Below are 21,402 nucleotides of genomic sequence, written 5' to 3'. Positions count from 1 at the left end.
CCAGGTGCCGCCGATGCAGTCGCGCCCTTCAAGAATAATGAAGCGCTTGTTCGGGCACTTCTGCTGAAGATGATAACCCGCGCCGATGCCGGAAAGGCCGGCACCGACGATCAGCACATCGAAATGTTCAGGCCGCTGGGTCGTTTCCATGCGCCCGATTAGCGCGCAAACGAATGCGAAAATCAACGGCAAACGAAAAGGCCCCGGAGTGTTCCGGGGCCTTTAATGTCGCGGTCATTCCGACCTGCGGAATGAAAGACTCAAATCTCAATACCGATAGTGATCCGACTTGAACGGACCTTCCGGCTTCACGCCGATATAGTCGGCCTGATCCTTGCGCAGCGTGGTGAGCTTCACGCCGATCTTGGCAAGGTGCAGCCGCGCCACCTTCTCGTCCAGCGACTTCGGCAGCACGTAGACCTTCTTCTCGTATTTGCCGTCCTTGTTGTTGGCCCAGAGCTCGATCTGCGCCAGCGTCTGGTTGGTAAACGAAGCCGACATCACGAAGGACGGATGGCCCATGGCGTTGCCGAGGTTCACCAGCCGGCCTTCCGACAGCAGGATGATGCGGTGCTTGTCGGGGAATTCGATCTCGTCGACCTGCGGCTTGATGTTGTTCCACTTCAGGTTCTTCAAGCCTGCGATCTGGATCTCGTTGTCGAAATGGCCGATGTTGCAGACGATGGCGCGGTCCTTCATCGCGCGCATGTGCTCGATGGTGATGATGTCCTTGTTGCCGGTCGCGGTGACGAAGATGTCGGCGCGCGGCGCGGCATCCTCCATGGTGACGACCTCGTAGCCTTCCATCGCCGCCTGCAGCGCGCAGATCGGATCGATCTCGGAGACCATGACGCGGCAGCCGGCCTGGCGCAGCGAGGCGGCCGAGCCCTTGCCGACGTCGCCGAAGCCCGCGACCATCGCGACCTTGCCCGACATCATCACGTCGGTGCCGCGGCGGATGCCGTCGACCAGCGACTCGCGGCAGCCATAGAGGTTGTCGAATTTCGATTTGGTCACGCTGTCGTTGACGTTGATCGCCGGGAACAAGAGCTTGCCGGTCTTTTCCGTCTCGTAGAGCCGGTGCACGCCGGTCGTGGTCTCTTCCGAGACGCCCCTGATGTTCTTGGCAATCTCGGCAAACCAGCCCTTCGGCTTTTCCTTGAGCAGCCGCTTGATCAAGGCGAAGAACACCTCTTCTTCCTCCGAACCGGGCTTGTCGAGAAACTGGACGTCGCCGTTCTCGGCGCGCAGGCCGTGATGCACCAGCATGGTGGCGTCGCCGCCGTCATCGAGGATCATGTTGGGCGTGCCGCCGCCATGCCAGTCGAACAGCCTTGCGGTGTAGTCCCAATATTCGGTGAGGGTCTCGCCCTTCACCGCGAACACCGGGATGCCTGCGGCCGCGATCGCCGCCGCCGCATGATCCTGCGTCGAATAGATGTTGCAGGAGACCCAGCGGACGTCGGCGCCGAGGGCGGCCAGGGTCTCGATCAGGACCGCGGTCTGGATCGTCATGTGCAGCGAGCCCGCGATGCGGGCGCCCTTCAGCGGCTGCTTGGGGCCATACTCCTCCCGGGTCGCCATCAGCCCGGGCATCTCGGTCTCGGCGAGCGAGATTTCCTTGCGGCCGAACTCGGCGAGCGAGATGTCCTTGACGAGGTAGTCGGTGAAGGCGGGCCTTTTTGCAGCAGCGGTCATATGATTTTCCCTTGGTCTTCGCCTGAATGACGTTTCGCTTTCGAAACCAGACTGAAATTCGCTTCTCGGCATGCCCGGGCTGGTCCCAGGCCTCCACGTTTGGGCGCAACATAGGTAAAAAGACGTGGATGGCCGGCACGAGGCCGGCCATGACGACTTACACAGGTTACCGCGTCCTCAACCGATCACACCGCGCGCTTGAGCTGTTCGGCGAGGTCGGTCTTCTCCCAGGAGAAACCGCCTTCATTGTCCGGCGTACGGCCAAAATGGCCGTAGGACGAGGTGCGCGCGTAGATCGGGCGATTGAGGTCGAGATGCTTGCGGATGCCGCGCGGGGTCAGATCCATCGCTTCGGCGACCGCCTGCTCGAGCTTGTCCTCGTTCACCTTTCCGGTGCCGTGGGTGTCGATATAGATCGACAGCGGCCGCGCCACGCCGATCGCATAAGCGAGCTGCAGCGTGCAACGGTCGGCAAGGCCTGCGGCCACGATGTTCTTGGCGAGATAGCGCGCGGCGTAGGCCGCGGAGCGGTCGACCTTGGTCGGGTCCTTGCCCGAGAACGCGCCGCCGCCATGCGGCGCGGCCCCGCCATAGGTGTCGACGATGATCTTGCGGCCGGTCAGCCCGGTATCGCCATCGGGGCCGCCGATGTAGAATTTGCCGGTCGGGTTGATGTGCCAGATGGTCTTGCCGTTGATCCATTCCCTGGGCAGCGCCTCGCGCACATAGGGCTCGACGCGCTCGCGGACCTGGTTGGAGCTCATGTCCTCGACCAGGTGCTGATGCGAGACGACGATTTCGCGGACGCCGACCGGTTTGCCGTTCTCGTAGTGCACGGTGACCTGGCTCTTGGAGTCGGGCCCGAGCACCTTCTCGCGGCCGGAGTGGCGCGCCTCGGAAATCAGTCGCAGGATCTTGTGGGCATAGAAGATCGGCGCCGGCATCAAATCGGGCGTCTCGTTGCAGGCATAGCCGAACATGATGCCCTGGTCGCCCGCGCCCTCTTCCTTGTTGGTGCCTGGCTGGTGCGCGTCGACGCCCTGGGCGATATCGGCCGACTGCGGATGCAGCAGGATCTCGATGTCGCAGGTGTTCCAGTGGAAACCGTCCTGCTCGTAGCCGATGTCCTTGATCGCTTCGCGCACGACGCTTTCGATCTGCTCGTTGGTGACCGATTTCGGCCCGCGGGTTTCGCCGGCAATTACCACCTTGTTGGTGGTGGCGAGCGTCTCGCAGGCGGTACGGATCGCCCACGGATCGATCCCCGCCTTCGGGCCCTCGCGAAAGAACAGATCGACAATCTCGTCGGAGATGCGGTCACAGACCTTGTCCGGATGGCCTTCGGAAACCGACTCGCTGGTGAAGAGATGAGACGCGCGCATCAAGCTGACCCCTGTTGCCGCCCGATGTCGGCGGTCGTTCGAAATTTGCCCTGAGTGTCAGTCCCGCCGGCGCGAGATGACGTAGGATTCGTCGTAGAACCAAAGTCCGTTATGCTTACGCAAAACATCCCTGGCGGCATCGAGGGTGCGGCCGCTGTGAGCCATATCCGTCAACCGGTCGTCCTCGATCTGGGCGACATACACCGCCGCGTTCCAAGCTGCAAAGGCTGTTGAGGTCCCAATCACCCCCGTGACCTCGTTGGGCAGGGCTTCCATATCATATCGAAAGATCGAGCGGTTATCGGCGTAGGCGTTAAAATTGAGTTCCCGCCCGGCCGAGCCGAGCTCGTATTTCACCGCGCGCAATAGCTCATGACGGCTGACCGAGAAAGGATTTTCTCCGGGCCAAACCGTCTGGATGATTTCCAGGCCCGGATCCTGCCCATGGGAGTGGATTCCGATCAAACGGCCGCCGGCCCGCAACGCCCGCGCCAGCGGCGCAATGATGCGTTTGGCGCGGAAATTCACTGAGGATTTGGCCCGATAGGGCTGGGACGCGATGATCAGGTCGAAATTGGCCTCGGTCCGGCCGGCCCGTGGGATGGTCGAATCGAGCAAAAACCGGTGATCCTCGCGATAGAGCACGATCGCGACCGGCCGTTCATAGACCGGCATGCCCGAGCGCGGGCTGACGCTGGCGCGCCAGTTCTCCTCCAGAAACGGACGCAGTTCGGCGATCTGGGCCTCGAAATCCCCCGAAGAGCCCCCCTGCAGCGCCACTTCATGCCAGATCATGCCGGCGGCGGCCGCAGGCGATTTGGGGGTCAGCCAGGGCGCCTCGGCGTAGTACATGTTGGTCAGGACAAAAACCGTGGCTGGATGTTCGAACAGCCGGTCCGGCACCTTCTCGAGGGTCAGGCGGACGTCCTCGAGACTCAGCTCCTTGCCGGCAATATAGAACGGCATGTGCGGAAAGCGGCCGTGCATCAGCCGCAGCACCCGGGCCAGCACCGTGCCGTCGCCGACCCCGGCGTCGAACACCCGCAGCGCCGGCGGCCTGGGGTGGATGCCGGAGAGCTCCAGCCCGACCCTCTCGGCAATCACCCGCTTTTCGCTGCAGGTGTGGACAAACAGCAGGTATTTCTGGCGGTTTTCGAAAAAGCGAAAATTGCCGCGGGGATCGCGCTTCTCCGGCGGCACTTTCAGCCCGCGCGGCGGCGGCAGGGTACCGGTCGAGGACGCGATATAGGCCTGGATGCGATCCAGCGTATCGATGGTGATGCGCTTGCCCTCGCGCAGCCGATGCACCAGCTTGCCGTCATTGACCGCGCGCCGGCCGAAGGTCGATTCCGCCATGTCCGCCTGCCGGCAGAACTCGGTGATCTCACTCAGAATCTGGTCGTTCTTCATGCGCGGTGGGATTGGGACGAAAGTGGGCAGCTCCGGGTCGTAAGAGTGTCCTACCATCATCCGCCCAACCGGGGACAGGCATTTTCCGGCAGCGACTCGCCCTCGTGGCGCGCCCGAGCCAGGCTTGGGACGATCACCCTCGAGCATAGAGGGCGCAGGGTCGGGCCGAGAACGCCAGGCTGCATACCGCGCTGGTTCGTCGCGTCCTCAAAGGCGCCAGCCTGTCGGCCGAGGTCGAGAGTCTCGAACTGCTCTCGTGCTCCGTCGCACTGGTTCACACCGCGGGCCGCAGACGCAAGAAGTCGTTTCAGACCCATGTCCTGGTGAAATCCGGGTCCGACTGGCTGATCCGATCCTTTCAAAATACGCGTGTGCAGCCCTTGAGCGTTCTGGTCACGCGCGGGTTGCGAGATCAGCGCTCCCCTACATCGCCGCCGTCGATCTGGCGGCCCATCAGCGCGATGGCTGTCTGATAGACTTGGGCGGCGTTCCAGGCCTCGATGACGGCGAAGTTCGGTTCGCCCGGCTGGTAGCCGGCGCCAGCGCGCCAACCATGGGCCTTGAAGAAGTTCGCTGTCGAACTGAGCGCGTTGGCGGCGATGTCGAGATTGCCGGTGCCGTATTCCAGGACGTTCTTGGGCATGAACTGGGTCTGGCCGATCTCGCCATGCATGGAGCCGCGGGTGCCTGCCGAAAGCGCGCCGCGGTCGATCAGCTTCAGCGCCGCATAGAGCTGATCGGTGAAGAATTCCGGGCGGCGACAGTCATAGGCCAGCGTGGCAATCGAGGACAACATGTTCTGATTGCCGCGCTGGCTGCCAAAACCCGTCTCCATGCCCCAGATCGCGATCAAAGGCCCCGGCGGGACGCCGTAGCGCTGCTCGATCGATGCGAACAGCGCCGCCTGCGACCGCTTCAGCGAACGTCCACGGGCGACGATGGTCGAGGCTCCGCGCTTGGCCAGGAATTGGTCGAGCGACAGGCCAAAGCTACGCTGACCGCGGTCGGCAGCGATGGTCGCGCTCGCATAGTTCGCCTGCATCAGCGCGCCGACGGCGGTGGCGCCGATCCCCTTGGCCCTCGCCTCCTCGGCGAACTCGCGTTTCCACGCCTCGAATCCGGCCGGTCCGCTGCCGCACTGCGCGGCATCGGCCTGTCCAACACTCGACGCCACGACCGCAACCGCCGCGAACATGGCCGCGATCAATCGTCCGAACCTCGTCATCGTAACTCCCTTTCATTCGTCGAGCTTGCCGACTTTTTCGCAGTCCGCTACGCCGACCTTTCCCGATCGTCGACTACGTCGACCTGTGCTGCGGCGTAGCCGACCGGGGGCGCGCCAAGAACCATCCAGCCAATTGGCGCGCGACACCGCAGTTCCATAGCGCAAGCCATTTTTGTATCAAGTGGCGAGCGACCTGCCGCCTCGCTGCTGCTGTCCTTGCCGGCGCAACAGACTCACCGCCTGCGTCAATGGTCGCCCGGGAATGCCCCCGTCGGCGAGACGCCCCCCGCATCCGCCAAGGCCGAAAGTTCAACCAACAGACCTGTCGTTCGTAACGGCGGCGGGTTCGGCTGAAGCGCACGACAACAGCGCATCTCGTGCTTTTCGCCTTGGCGCGCCGCGATTTTAGCGCATCGCCTGCGGGCAGGAACACGAGGTCACCGAGACCGACGCAGTCCAGGTATGCCGGCCCGGGATCTTCCATGATCAAGAGGTGACCGGTCTTGCCGCATCGATCACATGTCCATTCCCGGTTCAATGGCTGGACCACCACCAGTTCCGGGGCACGGCTGGCCGGCCAGACGCTGGCGTTTCCGCTCGGATAGCTTCGGGGAGACCCAATGGGTCCGGTACAGGGCCTCGATGGTCGGGTTACCGCTGCGGCTGAAACGCAGTGTCTGCCGCCGCGGGTTGCGTGCGACATAACTCGTCTGGCTCGCTGACAAGCCTTTTTGAGCCGCCCAGGATCGAAACAGCTTCATCGCTTCCGATATACGCGAAAGGTTGGTCTGGACGACGCGTTCGAGGAAATCGACCTGACCGCGCCGCCATTGCTCCAGCTTGCCGGCGTCCAGCCATCCGATTCCGAGCAGCACGTCGATCGAACTGGCGAAGCCCTTGGCGGCCAGCGCCGCCTCCGCGGCCCTGGTCACGCGATCTGCAAGCGCCTGACGGTTCTTCGGATTCATCGCCGCCAAAAATCCCGGTGCGAGAGGCACACCCGCTTACATGCGGTGCGCGCCGAATGTTTCAGCCATTATCCGTCGAACACTGCCAGATTTTCAAGGTCCTGTTGGCGTTGCTTCATTCGGCGATTGTAGCTGGCCTGGTTCTTGGTGCAGACGAGGCCAAGGGGGCTGCCGCGACGTTCGGTCACCGCGTCTACGTCGCATCGCGCATTGCGGATCGTCTCCTGGACATGACGGCGGGCGGCTTCGGCAGCCTTCAAGGTCCATGTCCTGCGCTCGGGATCGGCGAGAAAACGCCCGAGCTCGCGACAATGCGGGCAATCACAGGCAAGACATTGGCGCGGCTCCAGTCTCTGGGCGCCTCCAGAGGCTCCGCGACGCGGGCCCGCAGGTGATCGCGACAGGCGATGCAATCAGCTGCTTGGCCGGGTCCGGCAGCAGCGGCAGCGCGACGACGACGAAGCCTTCGACCTCCAACCGCAATGCCGGAATTTCGACAGCGTCGGACGCATGGAAATCGCCGGGCCGCTGGACTGTGCCCAAGACCTCCGCAAGCCGCGATACGATCGATACCATGGCGAGCCACGTCTCTGCTTTTCAATCGGGATAGAGTGCCATCATGTCGGAGAGCAGCCACGGCTTCAAGATCAGCCGCAGCGGCCTCCACCGGGATGCTGCAGGCCTTGCCCCCAATCGGCGGGTTCCGTCGAGCATACAGTGTCAGGCCACGTGACGCCGTGGCCACGATCGTGCCGGCCTCGTCGTCGGATGCGGCCGGAACGCTGTGGCTGGATGTCGGTCGGCGCGCTTGGCCCGCGACAGTGCTGGCGGCGACAGGGCTCGATCTCCGACACATGCCCCGACTGGTCGAGGGCAACGAGCCCAGCGCGGTTCTTTCGCCCGGCTTCGCGCGGCGCTGGAGCATGGCAAACAACCTAGTGTCGCCGGAGAGCCCACGACACGCGCCTCACACGCGATAGCGCGCTTCACGCGCATCCCATTCATCTTTCGCGACCGTGCGCTGGCGCTCGTCGAACGAGGCCAGCCGATGCGCGACCGACTGCAGCGAACCTTCCGTCTTGAGCGCGCCCAGTACCTCGTAGGAAGCCTTCAGCGCCGCCTGAAGCGCGGCGTTGGCGTAAAGCACGATCGAGAATCCGAGCTCGGCCAGCCGCGCGCGGCCGGGATCCGGCGTCTTGCCGCCGAACACGATGTTGGCGATTTGCGGCACGACGAGCTCTTGCGGGATCCGTGCCAGTTCATCGACGCTGACCGGCGCCTCCAGGAAGGTCGCATCCGCGCCGGCCTCGACATAGGCCCGCGCCCGCTCGATCGCGCGCTCGAAACCTTCGACCGCGCGCGCGTCGGTGCGCGCGATGATCTGCAGGTCCTGGTCCTGCCTTGCATCGACGGCGGCCTTGATCTTCTGCACCATCTCCGCGCGCGAGATGACGTCCTTGCCGTCGAAATGACCGCACTTCTTCGGGAAGACCTGGTCTTCGATCTGAATGCCGGCGGCGCCCGCGCGCTCCAGCGCGCGCACCGTCCGCACCATGTTCACGGCATTGCCGAAGCCGGTGTCGGCATCGACGATGATCGGCAGCGACACCGCATCCGCGATGGCGGCAACGGTGGAAGCCACCTCCGTTATCGTCGTCAGCCCGATATCGGGTGCGCCAAGCTGCATATTGGCGACACCGGCACCGGTGACATAGACCGCCTCAAATCCGATGTCTTCGATCACCCGCGCGAACATCGCATTGGCCGCGCCCGGCACCGTCACCGCCGCACGGCGCGCCAGCAGCTTCTTCAGCTGCGATGTCGTGGTCGACGTCGTGAACATGGCGTTGATTCCGTCGAAGCCAGCGAACTTCCGCACGACGCGATTCGGATGTGAACCCGTTAGATGTGCAAGCGATCGGGATGTGAACCCGAAGCCGACAGACTGGCGTGCACCGCGCCCTTCTTTCGCAGCACGGTATCGGCCCTCCCGGCATTGTCAACAGTCGACCGCCATCATCGAGAACGGTGCGTCGGGTGCAGCGGATGGTCCGGCTGGCGGCGCGGCGGCAACGACGGACCGGCATTCGGCGCGTACGACGGGCACACCCGCTAATCCGATCGGCAACAGCTGCGTCATGGCACGGAAAATGCTTGAAGTGTGAATGAAACTCGAAATGCGGCTCGTGCAACGCCACCAACATTGGAACGGCCTTATGACTCTGTTGAACATACCGATCATCGATATCACGCCTTACCGCAACGGTTCCGACGAAGGCCGGCGAGAGGTCGCCAAGGCTGTGGCGCAAGCTTGCCGCGATATCGGATTTCTCGTCATTACCGGACACGGCATCCCTTCTGCACTGGTCGATCGGGTCGATACAAGCTCGCGGGCTTTTTTCGACTTGCCGGCATCGGCCAAAATGGCCCTCAAGCGACCGAAGGACGATCAGGTCCGCGGCTATAGCGCGGTCGGTGATGAAGGGCTGTCCTACAGCCTCGGCGAAAAGTCCCCGGGCGATCTCAAAGAATCATTCTCGATCGGCCCGGTGTCCGTGCCGGATGACCCCTATTTCACGGGCCCCGCCGCTGGACCCCATTTTGCGCCCAATCTGTGGGCACGCCAAATTCCAGACTTTGAGCAGTCCTGGAAGGAATATTTCGAGGCCATGTCCGACCTTTCAAAGACCATGATGCGCATCTTCGCGCTTGGCCTCGATCTGCCGGAAACCTATTTCGACGACAAGATCGACCGCCATATCAGCATGTTCCGCGCACTGAAATATCCCAGCCAAATTGAGCCGCCGCTTCCAGGTCAATTGCGCGCCGGTGCTCATTCGGACTACGGCAGCCTGACCATCGTGCGCATCGAGGATCGGCCGGGTGGTTTGCAGGTTTATAACAAGGTCGGCGAGTGGGTTGATGTACCGGCCGTGGCCGGAGCATTCGTCGTCAATATCGGCGACCTGATGATGCAATGGACCAACGATCTCTGGTCATCCACGCTGCACAGGGTCGCAAATCCGCCGCGCGACAAGGCCGGCGACAGCGCTCGTCTTTCTCTCGTGTTCTTTCATCAACCGAACTACGACGCGATGGTTGAGTGCCTGGAAAGCTGCAAAGGGCCGAACAATCCCGCGAAATACGATCCGGTCTCATCCGGCGATCATCTGACCAGCAAGTTCGTCAAACAGACGACCTTCGGCGAAGGCGCCAGGAAGTCGGCATGACGGCCTCCATCAACGAGCCCCCGAACAAGGCGGTGTTATCCTACGTCAATGTCTTCGCGCGGGATATCATCGCCTTGAGCCGATTCTACATGGATGTGTTCGGCTTCACTGAGATCGAAAAGATCCGCTCACCCATTTTCCGGGGCCTGGATACCGGGCAAAGCAGCATTGGCTTCAACGCGCAGGATGCGTATGGCTTGTTGAACCTGGACGCGTTCTCACAGGTCAGCGGCGCCAAGTTTCTGCTCAACATCGACGTCGCCAGCGTAGCCGAGGTTGATCGATTGATACCGAAGGCCGTCTCGCTCGGCGCCCAATTGATGAAACCGCCCTACAAGACCTACTACAACTGGTACCAGGCCGTCTTGCTTGATCCGGAGCAGAATGTCTTCCGCATCAATCATAGGTTGGAATAATCCGATATGTTGGAATAACCCGCGCGGGCGGCAAATATCACGTCTTCGAACCGCCTCGCGAACTCGCAACGATGTCGACCGGATCTTGCCGCGATGGACTTATGACGATGCCGTCAAGATCTGCCGCGCGCCTGCCACGAACTGGCGAACGCCGTCGGCAATCGCCGTTCGGCGATCTGCTCCTTCCGGAACCTCTGCACCATAAACGAATTTGCGAATCGCAATATAGAAGATCCGGCCGTGCAGTCCCCAGAACAGTTCGCGCTCCCGCCCCGTGATGGGCGAGTCGGAGGTCACGCCGAACTCGTGCCTGGCTTCGATCATGGCGGGCTCGCCGATCGTTCCCATCACCATCGCGAGATATCGCCGATTGATGTCGAACGACTTCAAGCCGGAAAAAATGAAGATGCGCACCCATTCAAACCTGAATATTTGATCCGCGTACTCGCAATAGAAGCGGGTCAGCCGTGACTCCAGCGGGGACGATCTGTCTCGGATCATCGCCGCCCAGTGTTTCTGCCAGCCGCCCAGATAGACATGCTCATAGACGCGCTCGATCAAGGCTTCCTTGCTGGGGAAGTGCCGATAGATGGCGGAATGCGTGATGCCAATGCGTTTGGCGAGTTCCCGCGTCTGCCCTTCGAAACCGTTTTCCGCAAAAAATCGAATTGCAGATTCCAGGATAAGTCTTTCGCGCTCCGGGGCGCGCATGTTCTTGCGGCCAGGCGTTCGGCTGCGGGTTCGTTCAGCGTGCTTGAGTTGCCGCCCTGCAACACGAGCCTTTTTTGCAACGGCCGGCTTTTTGCGCATCCGTACTCTGAAATCTTGCTGCAGTGCAGAATCATTCGCGTGCAGATTAGCCAATCGCATCGGGATGCAAAAGAGACCAATTGGTTATTTTCGTTGACAGGGCGCCGATCCGGACCCAAAATCATTTGAGACCAAGTGGTAACAAAAACTCGATTGGATTCGGAGGAAGCGAGTGAAGGCCCGCCCTTTCAGATATTTTCGAGCCGAAACGCTGGAAGGTGCCTTGAAGGCATATTCGCAAGTGAGTGGCGATCGTTGTTATTTGGCCGGCGGACAGAGCCTGGTCCCTTCCCTCTCGTTGCGACTGCAAGCGCCGGAACTCATTATCGACATTTCGAGGATCAAGGACCTGCACGGGGTCACGGTGTCCGACAGCTTCCTGCGGGTCGGCGCGCTGACTCGGCACTTCGAAATCCTGGAGTCTTCGGATGTGGCCCGGCACGCGCCGCTGCTAAAGCTCGCCGCCCCCTTTGTCGCGCATCCCGCCATCAGGAACAAGGGCACGATCGGCGGGACCATTGCCCTTGCGGATCCTTCGGCGGAATTCCCGGCCATGACGCTTGCGCTCGACGCCGAACTCGAAATTGCCAACGCCGATGGCATTCGACGTCGGGTCAAAGCCATCGACTACTACAAGGGACTGTTCGAGACAGACCTTGCCCCAGGAGAAATTCTCACCGCAATCCTCATACCTTTGTTCGGCGAAAACGATCGCTGCGTTTTCGACGAGCTTGCCCGCCGGCGCGGGGATTACGCTATTGTCGGAGCGGGTGTTCAAGCCAGATTTCAGCGCGATTGCGTCGAGACGGCAAGGATCGCCTTTTTTTCGGTCGGACCGACGCCGGTGCGGGCCCTGCAAGCCGAAGCGGCGATTGCGGGAGGACCGTTATCGGCAGAAACCATTGGCGCCGCGCAGGCAGCGCTTGATGAAGATCTCGACCCGGAGGACGATGCTGAAACGAGTTCAGACATGCGCAAGCATCTTGCGCGTGTCCTGCTGGGACGTCTGCTGATCCGGCTCGGCGATCCCGATGGCAAGCAAAGAGAAGATGCAGCGTGAGCGAGAAAATTCCAGTTGTTGTTACCGTCAACGGCCAGACCGTAAGCCGGTTCATCGAGCCACGGCTGACCCTGGCCGATTTTCTGCGTGAAGAGCTGGAGTTGACCGGAACACATCTCGGCTGCGAGATGGGCGCGTGCGGCGCCTGCCTGGTTCTCCTGGCGGGGAGAGCCGTCCATTCATGCCTGATGTTTGCCGTCCAGGCGGATGGCGAGAAGATCGAAACCATTGAAGGCCTCACCGAGAGCAAGGCCATAGCGGATATCCAGCAGGCGTTTCACAACAGCAATGCGTTGCAATGTGGATTTTGCACCGCCGGCATGCTGGTCACCGCCCACGAATTGCTGAGCAGCGGCGTTGCGCTGACCCGGGACTCGATTCGGGACGGCTTGTCCGGAAACTACTGCCGCTGTACGGGATATGAAGCGATCGTCAAATCCATTCAAGGGGTGGCGCAGTCTCGGGCCGCGCGCGCCGAAACCGGTTTGCAGATCGTCGACACGACTGCCACCCCGCACGACCAGGCTGCCTCATGAACAGATCAATGACCGGCCTTGATCGTCCAAACAGCTATATCGGCCGCTCGGTCACGCGGCCAAATGCAAAGCGCCTGCTTGCCGGAAAAGGCCGGTACATCACGGACATGAAGCTGCCGCGCATGCTTCACGCAGCTTTCGTTCGCAGTCCCTATGCCCATGCGGACATCGTATCGATCGACACCAGCGTCGCGGCGGCCATGGATGGCGTCCGCCTCGTCGCAACCGGGCCGGATTTGGCAAAGCTGTGTCAGCCCTGGGTTGGGACGCTCGACCACTTTCGTGGCATGAAATCATCCCCGCAGCTGCCATTGGCACTCGGGAAAGTCGTCTGGGCAGGACAGGCCGTTGTCGCGGTCGTTGCCGAAACGAGAGCTCTGGCAGAAGATGCAGCCGAGCACGTCGCCGTCGAATATAACGAGCTCGAACCGATTATCGACATCGATGCCGCGCGCGAAACGAATTCCCCGATCATAAATCCGGAGTTCGACGATAACGTATCGTTCCGTCTCAGGGTGGAGAGCGGCGATGTCGATGCGGCCTTTGCGCAAGGCGCCTTGACGGTCGAAGACACCTTCCGATTCGGCCGGCATACAGCCGCGACCCTGGAACCTCGCGCCATTATTGCGGACTATAATTCAAGCGAAGCCCAGCTGACCGTCTACCACGCAACCCAGACGCCGTATCAGTTTCAGGACCTCTATAGCCGCCACTATGGAATACCCGAATCGCGCGTTCGCGTGATAGCAACCGACATCGGCGGCTCGTTTGGAATGAAGCTCCACGTCTATCATGAAGACATGGCGGTCGTCGGATTGAGCATGCTGACGAACCACCCGGTAAAGTATGTCGCCGATCGGATCGAGTCATTTGTCTCGGACATTCATGCGCGGGACCATCGGGTCGACGCCAGCATTGCGGTCGACGCCGGCGGACAGATTCTTGGCATGAAGGTAGACGATGTCACCGCGATCGGCGCCTTTTCAAGTTACCCGCGCACCAGCGTCGTCGAAGGAAACCAGGTGGTGCGCCTGATGGGCGCCCCGTACCGATTCAGGGACTACCGGGCCGATCTCAGCGTCGTATTCCAGAATAAAGTACAAACCAGTCAATACCGGGCGGTCGGTCATCCGATCGCGTGCCTCGTGACGGAGTCATTGGTGGACAGGGCTGCGCGAAAGGTCGGCCTTGATCCCTTCGAAATAAGACGCCGCAATATCGTTACGCAGGACATGTACCCCTATACGGGTCCGACAGGTTACAAGTTTGAACGCCTCTCACACGAGGCCTGCCTGGATCAGCTTCATGAGCTGATCGATTATCGGTCGCTTCGCAACGAGCAGCTTACGCTGCGCTCCAAAGGAATTTATCGCGGCATCGGCATTGCGATGTTTGTCGAAATCACAAACCCGTCACCGGCTTTTTATGGCGTCGGCGGCGCCCGGATTTCATCGCAAGATGGCGCCATCGTCAAAATTACTCCGTCAGGCGACGTCCAGTGCATGATCAGCGTGGGAGAGCACGGACAGGGTACTGAAACGATCATCGGCCAGATTGTCGCGGAACACATCGGGGTCGAACGCGAGAGCGTGAAGGTCATCACCGGCGATACCGACGTGACGCCACATGGCGGCGCCAATTGGGCATGTCGGGGCGCGGGTATCGGCGGCGAAACCGCGCTTCAGGCCGCGAAGAAGCTGAAACAGAATGTGCTTGCGATCGCAGCCTCGATTCTGCAGGCGCGGTCTGAAGACCTCGATATTCAAAATGCGCGGATCGTCGATGCAACGAGCGGTGCCGTTCGCATCTCGTTAGCCGATCTCGCGCGCATCTGTTATTTCCGATCCGATACGCTTCCGTCTGACGTCAATCCGCAACTCACGGTCGCTCATCATTTCTCTCCCAAAGGTTATCCATTTGCTTTCACAAATGGGGTACAGGCATGCCACGTCGAGGTCGACGTCGAGACGGGATTTACGAAGATCCTGAACTTCTGGGTCGTCGAGGATTGCGGACGCGTCATCAATCCGATGCTGGTCGACGAGCAGGTTCGTGGCGGCGCCATTCAAGGACTCGGAGCCGCATTTTTCGAGGAATGCCGCTATAACGACAACGGTCAGCTCGAGAACGGTTCGCTGGCGGACTACCTCGTGCCAATGGCGTATGAGATGCCCGATATCACAATTCAGCACGTCGAGACACCGACATGCGATACCGAATTGGGCGCGAAAGGCTGCGGAGAGGCAGGCACCGCGGCGGCCTCCGCCGCGGCGTTAAATGCCGTCAATGATGCGATCGCTCCGCTGGGAGCCGACGTTTCTCAAATCCCAATGACCCCGCAGCGGGTGCTGCGGGCGCTGCGGTATTACTGAGCTCTGCCGGTTCCGAAGAGCGCGGATCGCGGGGCGCCAAGAATGTCACCATCGATCGCATCTCCACGGCCTGTTCGTGACAGCCGATCGCACTTTCCCAAACAGTCCCGAGGCGATAAGGACGCAGCGCAGCGCTCACGACAATTTCACTGTACCGCTGACCGGATCAAACTTTCCGGAGCGCAGCGCTGCGGGCCGTCATCCCGTTAAACGCCAGGTGTTTGGCCTTGATTACCTTTCGCGCCGTCCTTCCAGCACTGCGCATGGCGATCCTGCCGCGCTCAAAGCCGAACGCCTCCGTTGTAATCGCGGAGGTCTTATTCGGATTGCCCATACTTGCAGGGCTGCCCACGTGCCCATGCAGGTCCGGCACTTCGCACATCGCCGCAAACATGCAATCAGCTTTGAAGCGCAGCGGCCTGACTCAGGCTGACGAAACCTGAAAGCGATACAATGCGTCGATTGCCAACGCGGCCTGGCGTGCGGGCTGGCACAATTCCGGTGCTGGCAATCGCCTGTGGCGTGATGGTCGGGAATATTTATCTATGCCAGCCGCTGCTGGCGCAAATCGCGCAACAATTCGGAATTGCCGAGAAAGCCGCCTCACTTGTCGCTGTCGCGACGCAGATCGGATATGCGCTTGGTGTTCTGCTGATCGTTCCGCTTGCCGATATGGCAAAGCCCGCCCTGCTCGTCCGCTGGCTGATGGCGCTGACGACGATCGGCCTCGCCGCGGCAGCGCTGTCACCAAACGTTCCGGTTCTCCTGGTTGCAAGTGTGTGTTTTGCCACCGTGACGGTGATTCCGCAAATCCCGATGCCATTGGCGCCGACCTTGGTCGCGCCGGAGCATCGTGGCCGCAGCCTGGGCGCCCTTTCGACTGGACTCGTGCTTGGCATTCTTCTCTCGCGCACGGTTTCGGGCGCCGCCGCAGGATTTAGCGGAACATGGCGCACGCCATTTGCCCTCGCCGCGATCCTGTCGGCGATCCTGCTCTTTATCGTGCCGCGATTCTTGCCAGAAGCGCCGAGCGGGAAAGCGCCGACACGCTATCGCGACCTCCTCGGATCTCTGCCTTCGCTTCTGCGTCATCGATCCCTCTTGCTATCAATGGGGATGAATTTCTGCGTCTTTGGAGGATTTTCGGCCTTCTGGGCGATGCTGGCATTTCATCTGCAAGCACCATCATTCGCGCTGGGGCCTGCAGCCGTGGGACTTTTCGGCCTTTGGGGCGCGCCAGGAGCACTTATCGCACCCGTCGCCGGGCGATTTTCAGACCGCTTCGGATCTGCGCCGGTGAACGCCGCCGGCCTTTGCGCAACGGCCACGAGCTTTGCGGTTGCGGGAACTTGGGGCGCGACTTCAATCATCGGCTTGATCCTCGCGGTCAATCTGTTGGACTTCGGGCTTCAAAGCGGTCAGGTGGCAAACCAGACCAGGATTTTTGGAATTGGCGAAGCCATCCGAGGCCGTCTCAACACGGTCTACATGGTCGCTACGTTCTCGGGCGGAGCGGTTGGCGCCCTTGCGGGAGGTCTGGCCTGGACGTTCGGCGGTTGGTCGGACGTCTGTCTGCTCGGTGGTGGAATGACGATGACCGCCGGGATCATGCTGACAATGGATCGATTGGCAACGATCTACATTGCGCTACAACGAAGTGATGCGGAATGACCGCTCAGGAAGCCTCCACGATCGCGAGCGGAAGATTTATGTGGCGTGCCGGGCTCTTCGTAATTCCTATCAATTAGCCGCGGCGATGCCGAGGCCCTCGCAGACCAGGTGCGTGCGAATCTTGATGCAGTGATGATCGCAGTCAGGAGTCGAATCGGCACGAATGAATGAGCGTGCGCCCGGGTGGAGCGGACTCCTGGAAAGTGGCGGCTCTCCCGTGATGCCGGTCGAGGTGTCGCTCGATAGCTTTGGCCACCACCTCGCGGAATTGCTCGCGCGAGGCGGCGGCCGCCGTTGTTGTGGTGATCCGTTGGCCGATTACGCCGACGCGGTCGTCGTAACCGGCCGAGCCCAGGATTGCGGCGGGGTTAATTCGCTGCGAAGCGCGGCGAGGTACAGCCACCGCATACCCATGGCCATGACCAATCGGCGACCTTGCCCTTGTTGGCCTCGACATAGGGGCTCCATGCCCTCGGCGGCAGCGCCTTGCTCTTGTAGACAATGCTGAACTGCCCGTCGGACTGGATCTCGCCGATCATGACCGGCTTGGCCATATGGTGGTTGCTCCCCATCACGACCTCGAAACCGGACGGTGACTTGACCTTCTGTCCGATCATCGCCTGACGAACCGAATCCACGTCCGTCGTGCCGGCCTGCTGCACCGCCTGCACCCACATATGGAACAGGATGTAGGCCGACTCCATCGGATCGTTGGTGACCCGCTTGGGGTTGCCCGTGTAGGCGCGCCACTTCGCGATGAACGCCTTGTTCTCCGGCGTGTTCACCGACTGGAAGTAGCTCCAGGCCGCGAGATGACCGATCAGGGGCTTGGTGTCGAGGCCCGCGAGCTCCTCCTCGCCGACCGAGAACGCCATCACCGGAATCTCGGTGGCCTTGACGCCCTGGTTGCCGAGTTCCTTGTAGAACGGCACGTTGGCATCGCCGTTGATGGTCGAGATCACCGCCGTCTTCTTGCCGGCCGAGCCGAATTTCTTGATCGCAGCCACCTCGGTCTGCCAGTCGGAGAAGCCAAACGGCGTGTAGTTCTCCAGGATGTCCTCGTCCTTCACGCCCTTGGTCTTGAGGAACGCGCGAATGATCTTGTTGCTGGTGCGCGGATAGACATAGTCGGTGCCTTCGAGCACGAACCGCTTCACCTCGCCGCCGTCCTTGCTCATGAGGTACTCAACCGCCGGCACCGCCTTGTTGTCGGGTACGGAGCTGCCATAGAAGATGTTGTAGGAGGATTCTTCGCCTTCATACTCCAGCGGATAGAACAGCAATCCGTTCAATTCCTCGAACACCGGCAGCACCGATTTGCGGGAGACCGAGGTCCAGCAGCCGAACACCGCGGCAACCTTGTCGCGCGTCAGCAGTTCGCGCGCCTTTTCGGCAAACAGCGGCCAGTTCGACGCCGGATCGACCACCACCGGTTCGATCTTCTTGCCGAGCAGCCCGCCCTTGGCATTGATGTCGGCGACCTCCATCAGCATCAGGTCTTTCAGGATCGTTTCGCTTATCGCCATTGTCCCCGACAGCGAATGAAGGATTCCGATCTTGATCGTGTCTTCGGCGCGCGCGCTGTTCAAGCCGGAGCCAACGATCGCAAGAGCGGCGGCCGCGACAGACAGCCAGCGGGATCGTGCGGTGCTCATAGGTCCTCCTTTGGGTTCAGTTGCCGGGAGCATCGCGATGCGGCTCCCGCTGCGTTCATTCAGTGCGATGACGCTCGCACGGCCCAGGGAACGGCGATGAGAGCCGCCGGGGAAAAATGCATTGGCTCCATCAGCCGCCGCCGACACCGGCGCGCGACTTGCCAAGTTGCCCAGCAAATAGCCAGGAGATGGCCTGCAATGAACCGTTTCGGGCAGCACCTGCTTGGCCTCTGGGCATTGCTGCCAACGAGCCGATTGACATGAGTCCAGTTGGCGGCAAAGCGAAGGGGCCAGTCGGAAAGGCGCTACAAATCAACTGACAATGCAGGGATTTCCGCCAAGATCGGGGCGCTGGACCCTCAACTGGCCCAACCCTTGCTCCTTCGATCGTCCAACCGGCGCGGCGCCCGATGCTGATATCAGTCCTGCTCGATCGGTCCCGTCAGGACTCACTGACGACCCAGATCGTCGACCAGATCCGCGAGGCGATCCGCTGCATGCGGATCGGACCGGGTACGCGTCTGCCGTCCTCGCGACAGCTCTCCGAGCAACTGACGATCTCGCGCAATACCGTTGTTCGCGCCTATGACCTGTTGCTGATGGAAGGCATCGTCGAATCGCGCCCCGCTTCCGGCATTTATGTCGCCGAGCAGCTGCCGCGCAGCACTGCGCCGGTGCATCGGCATTCCGAACTCCCCGATCCTGCGTTGCGGACGCGCATGCCGATGCCGCTCCGTTACCGACGCACACAGGAATCGCCGCACGTCGTCCGAAACCGGTTGCTCTACGACTTCTTTCCAGGTCGCCCCAGCGCGGAGCTGTTTCCGCTGAAAACCTGGCGGCGGCTGTTGCAGCGGAATCTGTCGCATGGCGGCGGCGCAGGCCTGACCCAATATGGCGACCCTGCCGGGCTGCCGGCGCTGCGCACCGCGATCGCCAATCACCTGGCGGCCGCACGCGGCATCGTCGCCGATCCAAGTCGCATCGTGATCGTGTCCGGGATCCAGGAGGGCCTCACGCTTGCCGCCCGGTTGTTCCTGGCGCGCGGCCTGCTCGGCGTCATCGAGGATCCCTGCTATCAGGGCGCCCCCGCAGCGTTCGAAGCTGCCGGCGCCGAGATCGCGAGCGTCACCGTCGACCAGGATGGATTGATCCCGGAACAGCTGCCGCAGCGGACAGCAGCGCTGCTCTATACGACGCCTTCGCATCAATATCCGACCGGGACGACGTTGTCGGCAGAACGCCGCCGCGCGATCATCGACTGGGCGCGGCGATACGGCTGCTACATCATCGAGGACGACTATGATTGCGACATCCGCTACCAGGGATCGCATCTGCCGCCGTTGGCCGCGCTGGCGCCCGACTGCACCATCTACGCGGGAACCTTTTCCAAATCCCTGGGCGCCGGACTGCGCCTCGGCTACATCGTCGTGCCCGAACACGTTGCCGAAGCGGTCTGCATCGAGAAATCTCTGCTCAACGGCGGCAATTCGTGGCTCGAGCAGGCGACGCTCGCCGATTTCATGCACGGCGGCAGCTACGCCACCCACCTGCTGCGCGTTCGCTCGCACTACAAGGAGAACCGCGACTGCCTGGTTGCCGCATTGCAGCGCAATTTCGGCGAGGTCGCAATCGACGGCTATTCGGGCGGGCTGCATATCCTCTGGCATCTGCCGGCCGGAATTCCCGATGCCGCGACGGTCGAATCCCTCGCTCACCGCGCGCGGATCGGCGTCTACGCCCTGCCCTCCGCGCGGGTCAATTTCAGCAGACGCACCGCCCTGACAAGCCGCGCCATCGTCCTGGGTTATGCGGCACTGTCTCCCAGGCAGATCGAAAAGGGCATCGCGCGGCTTTCAGACGCGGTCGATGACGCCATCGACGATCCGGCAACCGATATGACCGCCTTGTTCTCGGACCAATTTGCCTCGCCGATGGCCCGCAACTCCTCAAAGCAGTATCTGGCTCCACGATATCGCCAGCCACCGGCTCTACGCCGATCCACGCCGCGTCGTGCATCCTCCAAGGCCCTCACCGGACGACAAGGCGCCGCGCAAATGTCCAGCCTGAAACATATCTATCGCTATCCGATCAAGGGATTGAGCGCTCAGCCATTGTCGCGCGTCGAGCTGCAGGCCAAGAAGCCCTTTCCGCACGACCGCATCTTCGCGCTGGTCCGGCCGGGGGCGCCGTTCGATACTGACAAGCCCAAATGGGGCAAGAAGGGCCTGTTCGTCATGCTGATGCTTGAAGAAGCATTGGCCCGGGTCAAGACCGTGCTGGATGTGGACACGCTGAAGCTGACGGTCACCCAGGGCAACCGCGAGCTCATGACAGCCGACCTCGCCGACGAGCAGGACCGCGCGAAGGTCGAGGAACTGGTTTGGCAGCTCGTGCCCTCGCTGCGCAGCGCGCCGACCCTGGTCCGCTCGCGGGACGGCCATTTCATGGACAAGCCGGACGAGGTGATTTCGCTGATCAACCTCGCGACAGTGCGCAGCCTCGAGGCGCAATGGGGCATCAAGATCGATCCGCTACGCTTTCGGGCCAATCTCTACATTGACGGCGCCAGACCCTGGGAGGAATTCGACTGGGTCGGCAGCGACATCAGGATCGGAGATGCACTGTTTCGCGTCGACCGGCGTAACGGCCGGTGCGGCGCGACCAATGTCGATCCCGAAACCGGGCGGCGCGATCTCGACATTCCCGGTTCGTTACGCGCCACCTTCGGACATAAGGAGCTCGGCGTGTACCTGACGACACGCGAGGGCGGTCGGATCAGCGTAGGCGATTCCGTCGCAACGCCGGCTCCTCTCAAGACCGATAGTGTCGCGCGACCACCCATCCATCACCGCCAATCCACTCGCAAGATGTTCATCTGCGGCGGCTGCTATTTTATCTACGAGCCAGCCACCGGGCTTCCCGAGCAGGCGATCATGGCCGGTACACCCTTCGCGGACATTCCGGAC

General features: G+C 61.7%; 17 protein-coding genes and 1 pseudogene. 8 read left to right on the top strand and 10 right to left on the bottom strand.

Features of this window, described 5'->3' with window-relative positions; all coding sequences use genetic code 11:
- From WCB02_RS03575 to WCB02_RS03545, 7 genes are all read right to left on the bottom strand, one after another.
- A partial coding sequence (locus WCB02_RS03575) for an NAD(P)-binding protein (RefSeq protein ID WP_423956462.1) occupies positions 1 to 150 on the bottom strand: 150 nt, incomplete at its 3' end.
- A gap of 117 nt (positions 151 to 267) precedes the next feature.
- Positions 268 to 1,698, bottom strand: a complete 1,431-nt coding sequence (gene ahcY, locus WCB02_RS03570) for an adenosylhomocysteinase (RefSeq protein ID WP_423956456.1) — start codon at positions 1,696 to 1,698, stop codon at positions 268 to 270.
- A gap of 185 nt (positions 1,699 to 1,883) precedes the next feature.
- A complete protein-coding gene (metK, locus tag WCB02_RS03565) occupies positions 1,884 to 3,080 on the bottom strand; it encodes a methionine adenosyltransferase (protein WP_423956453.1) in 1,197 nt (398 codons plus the stop codon).
- 57 nt (positions 3,081 to 3,137) lie between these two features.
- Positions 3,138 to 4,490 carry a hypothetical protein gene (locus WCB02_RS03560; RefSeq protein WP_423956451.1) on the bottom strand — a complete coding sequence of 451 codons (1,353 nt, stop codon included), beginning with the start codon at positions 4,488 to 4,490 and terminating at the stop codon, positions 3,138 to 3,140.
- A gap of 412 nt (positions 4,491 to 4,902) precedes the next feature.
- A complete protein-coding gene (locus WCB02_RS03555) occupies positions 4,903 to 5,685 on the bottom strand; it encodes a lytic murein transglycosylase (RefSeq protein WP_423956461.1) in 783 nt (260 codons plus the stop codon).
- A 545-nt stretch (positions 5,686 to 6,230) separates the two neighbouring features.
- A complete protein-coding gene (locus WCB02_RS03550; protein ID WP_423956449.1) occupies positions 6,231 to 6,683 on the bottom strand; it encodes a hypothetical protein in 453 nt (150 codons plus the stop codon).
- 68 nt (positions 6,684 to 6,751) lie between these two features.
- Complete coding sequence (locus WCB02_RS03545; protein ID WP_423956447.1) at positions 6,752 to 6,943, bottom strand: hypothetical protein; 192 nt, start codon at positions 6,941 to 6,943, stop codon at positions 6,752 to 6,754.
- A gap of 504 nt (positions 6,944 to 7,447) precedes the next feature.
- Between WCB02_RS03545 and WCB02_RS03540 the strand changes: the two are divergent.
- A pseudogene (locus tag WCB02_RS03540) lies at positions 7,448 to 7,624 on the top strand (xylulokinase); the annotation flags it as partial.
- A gap of 26 nt (positions 7,625 to 7,650) precedes the next feature.
- On the opposite strand, the gene WCB02_RS03535 reads toward WCB02_RS03540, so the two are convergent.
- Positions 7,651 to 8,562 carry an isocitrate lyase/PEP mutase family protein gene (locus WCB02_RS03535; RefSeq protein ID WP_423956446.1) on the bottom strand — a complete coding sequence of 304 codons (912 nt, stop codon included), beginning with the start codon at positions 8,560 to 8,562 and terminating at the stop codon, positions 7,651 to 7,653.
- 337 nt (positions 8,563 to 8,899) lie between these two features.
- Between WCB02_RS03535 and WCB02_RS03530 the strand changes: the two genes are divergently transcribed.
- Positions 8,900 to 9,913, top strand: a complete 1,014-nt coding sequence (locus tag WCB02_RS03530; protein WP_423956443.1) for an isopenicillin N synthase family dioxygenase — start codon at positions 8,900 to 8,902, stop codon at positions 9,911 to 9,913.
- A complete protein-coding gene (locus tag WCB02_RS03525) occupies positions 9,910 to 10,329 on the top strand; it encodes a VOC family protein (protein WP_423956440.1) in 420 nt (139 codons plus the stop codon). The genes WCB02_RS03530 and WCB02_RS03525 overlap by 4 nt, the downstream gene beginning before the upstream one ends.
- Before the next feature lie 99 nt (positions 10,330 to 10,428).
- On the opposite strand, the gene WCB02_RS03520 is transcribed toward WCB02_RS03525, so the two are convergent.
- Positions 10,429 to 11,040 (bottom strand): TetR/AcrR family transcriptional regulator, encoded by a 612-nt coding sequence (locus tag WCB02_RS03520; RefSeq protein ID WP_423956459.1) that lies wholly within the window; start codon positions 11,038 to 11,040, stop codon positions 10,429 to 10,431.
- Positions 11,041 to 11,311: 271 nt separating this feature from the next.
- Here WCB02_RS03520 and WCB02_RS03515 point away from each other — a divergent pair, with 271 nt between their 5' ends.
- From WCB02_RS03515 to WCB02_RS03500, 4 genes are all read left to right on the top strand, one after another.
- Complete coding sequence (locus WCB02_RS03515; RefSeq protein ID WP_423956438.1) at positions 11,312 to 12,199, top strand: FAD binding domain-containing protein; 888 nt, start codon at positions 11,312 to 11,314, stop codon at positions 12,197 to 12,199.
- Positions 12,196 to 12,735: a (2Fe-2S)-binding protein gene (locus WCB02_RS03510; RefSeq protein WP_423956436.1), complete on the top strand. Its 540-nt coding sequence runs from the start codon at positions 12,196 to 12,198 to the stop codon at positions 12,733 to 12,735. The genes WCB02_RS03515 and WCB02_RS03510 overlap by 4 nt, the downstream gene beginning before the upstream one ends.
- Positions 12,732 to 15,107: a xanthine dehydrogenase family protein molybdopterin-binding subunit gene (locus WCB02_RS03505; RefSeq protein ID WP_423956434.1), complete on the top strand. Its 2,376-nt coding sequence runs from the start codon at positions 12,732 to 12,734 to the stop codon at positions 15,105 to 15,107. The genes WCB02_RS03510 and WCB02_RS03505 overlap by 4 nt, the downstream gene beginning before the upstream one ends.
- Before the next feature lie 501 nt (positions 15,108 to 15,608).
- A complete protein-coding gene (locus tag WCB02_RS03500; RefSeq protein WP_423956432.1) occupies positions 15,609 to 16,778 on the top strand; it encodes an MFS transporter in 1,170 nt (389 codons plus the stop codon).
- A 368-nt stretch (positions 16,779 to 17,146) separates the two neighbouring features.
- Here WCB02_RS03500 and urtA read toward each other — a convergent pair whose 3' ends face one another.
- Positions 17,147 to 18,433 carry an urea ABC transporter substrate-binding protein gene (urtA, locus tag WCB02_RS03495; RefSeq protein ID WP_423956430.1) on the bottom strand — a complete coding sequence of 429 codons (1,287 nt, stop codon included), beginning with the start codon at positions 18,431 to 18,433 and terminating at the stop codon, positions 17,147 to 17,149.
- Positions 18,434 to 18,843: 410 nt separating this feature from the next.
- Between urtA and WCB02_RS03490 the strand changes: the two genes are divergently transcribed.
- A partial coding sequence (locus WCB02_RS03490; protein WP_423956427.1) for an aminotransferase class I/II-fold pyridoxal phosphate-dependent enzyme occupies positions 18,844 to 21,402 on the top strand: 2,559 nt, incomplete at its 3' end.

Origin of the sequence: Bradyrhizobium sp. (assembly GCF_049581145.1) — a bacterium.
Taxonomy (GTDB): domain Bacteria; phylum Pseudomonadota; class Alphaproteobacteria; order Rhizobiales; family Xanthobacteraceae; genus Bradyrhizobium.
The sequence above is the reverse complement of the archived record's forward strand: the minus strand, read 5'-3'. Positions and strand labels throughout refer to the sequence as shown.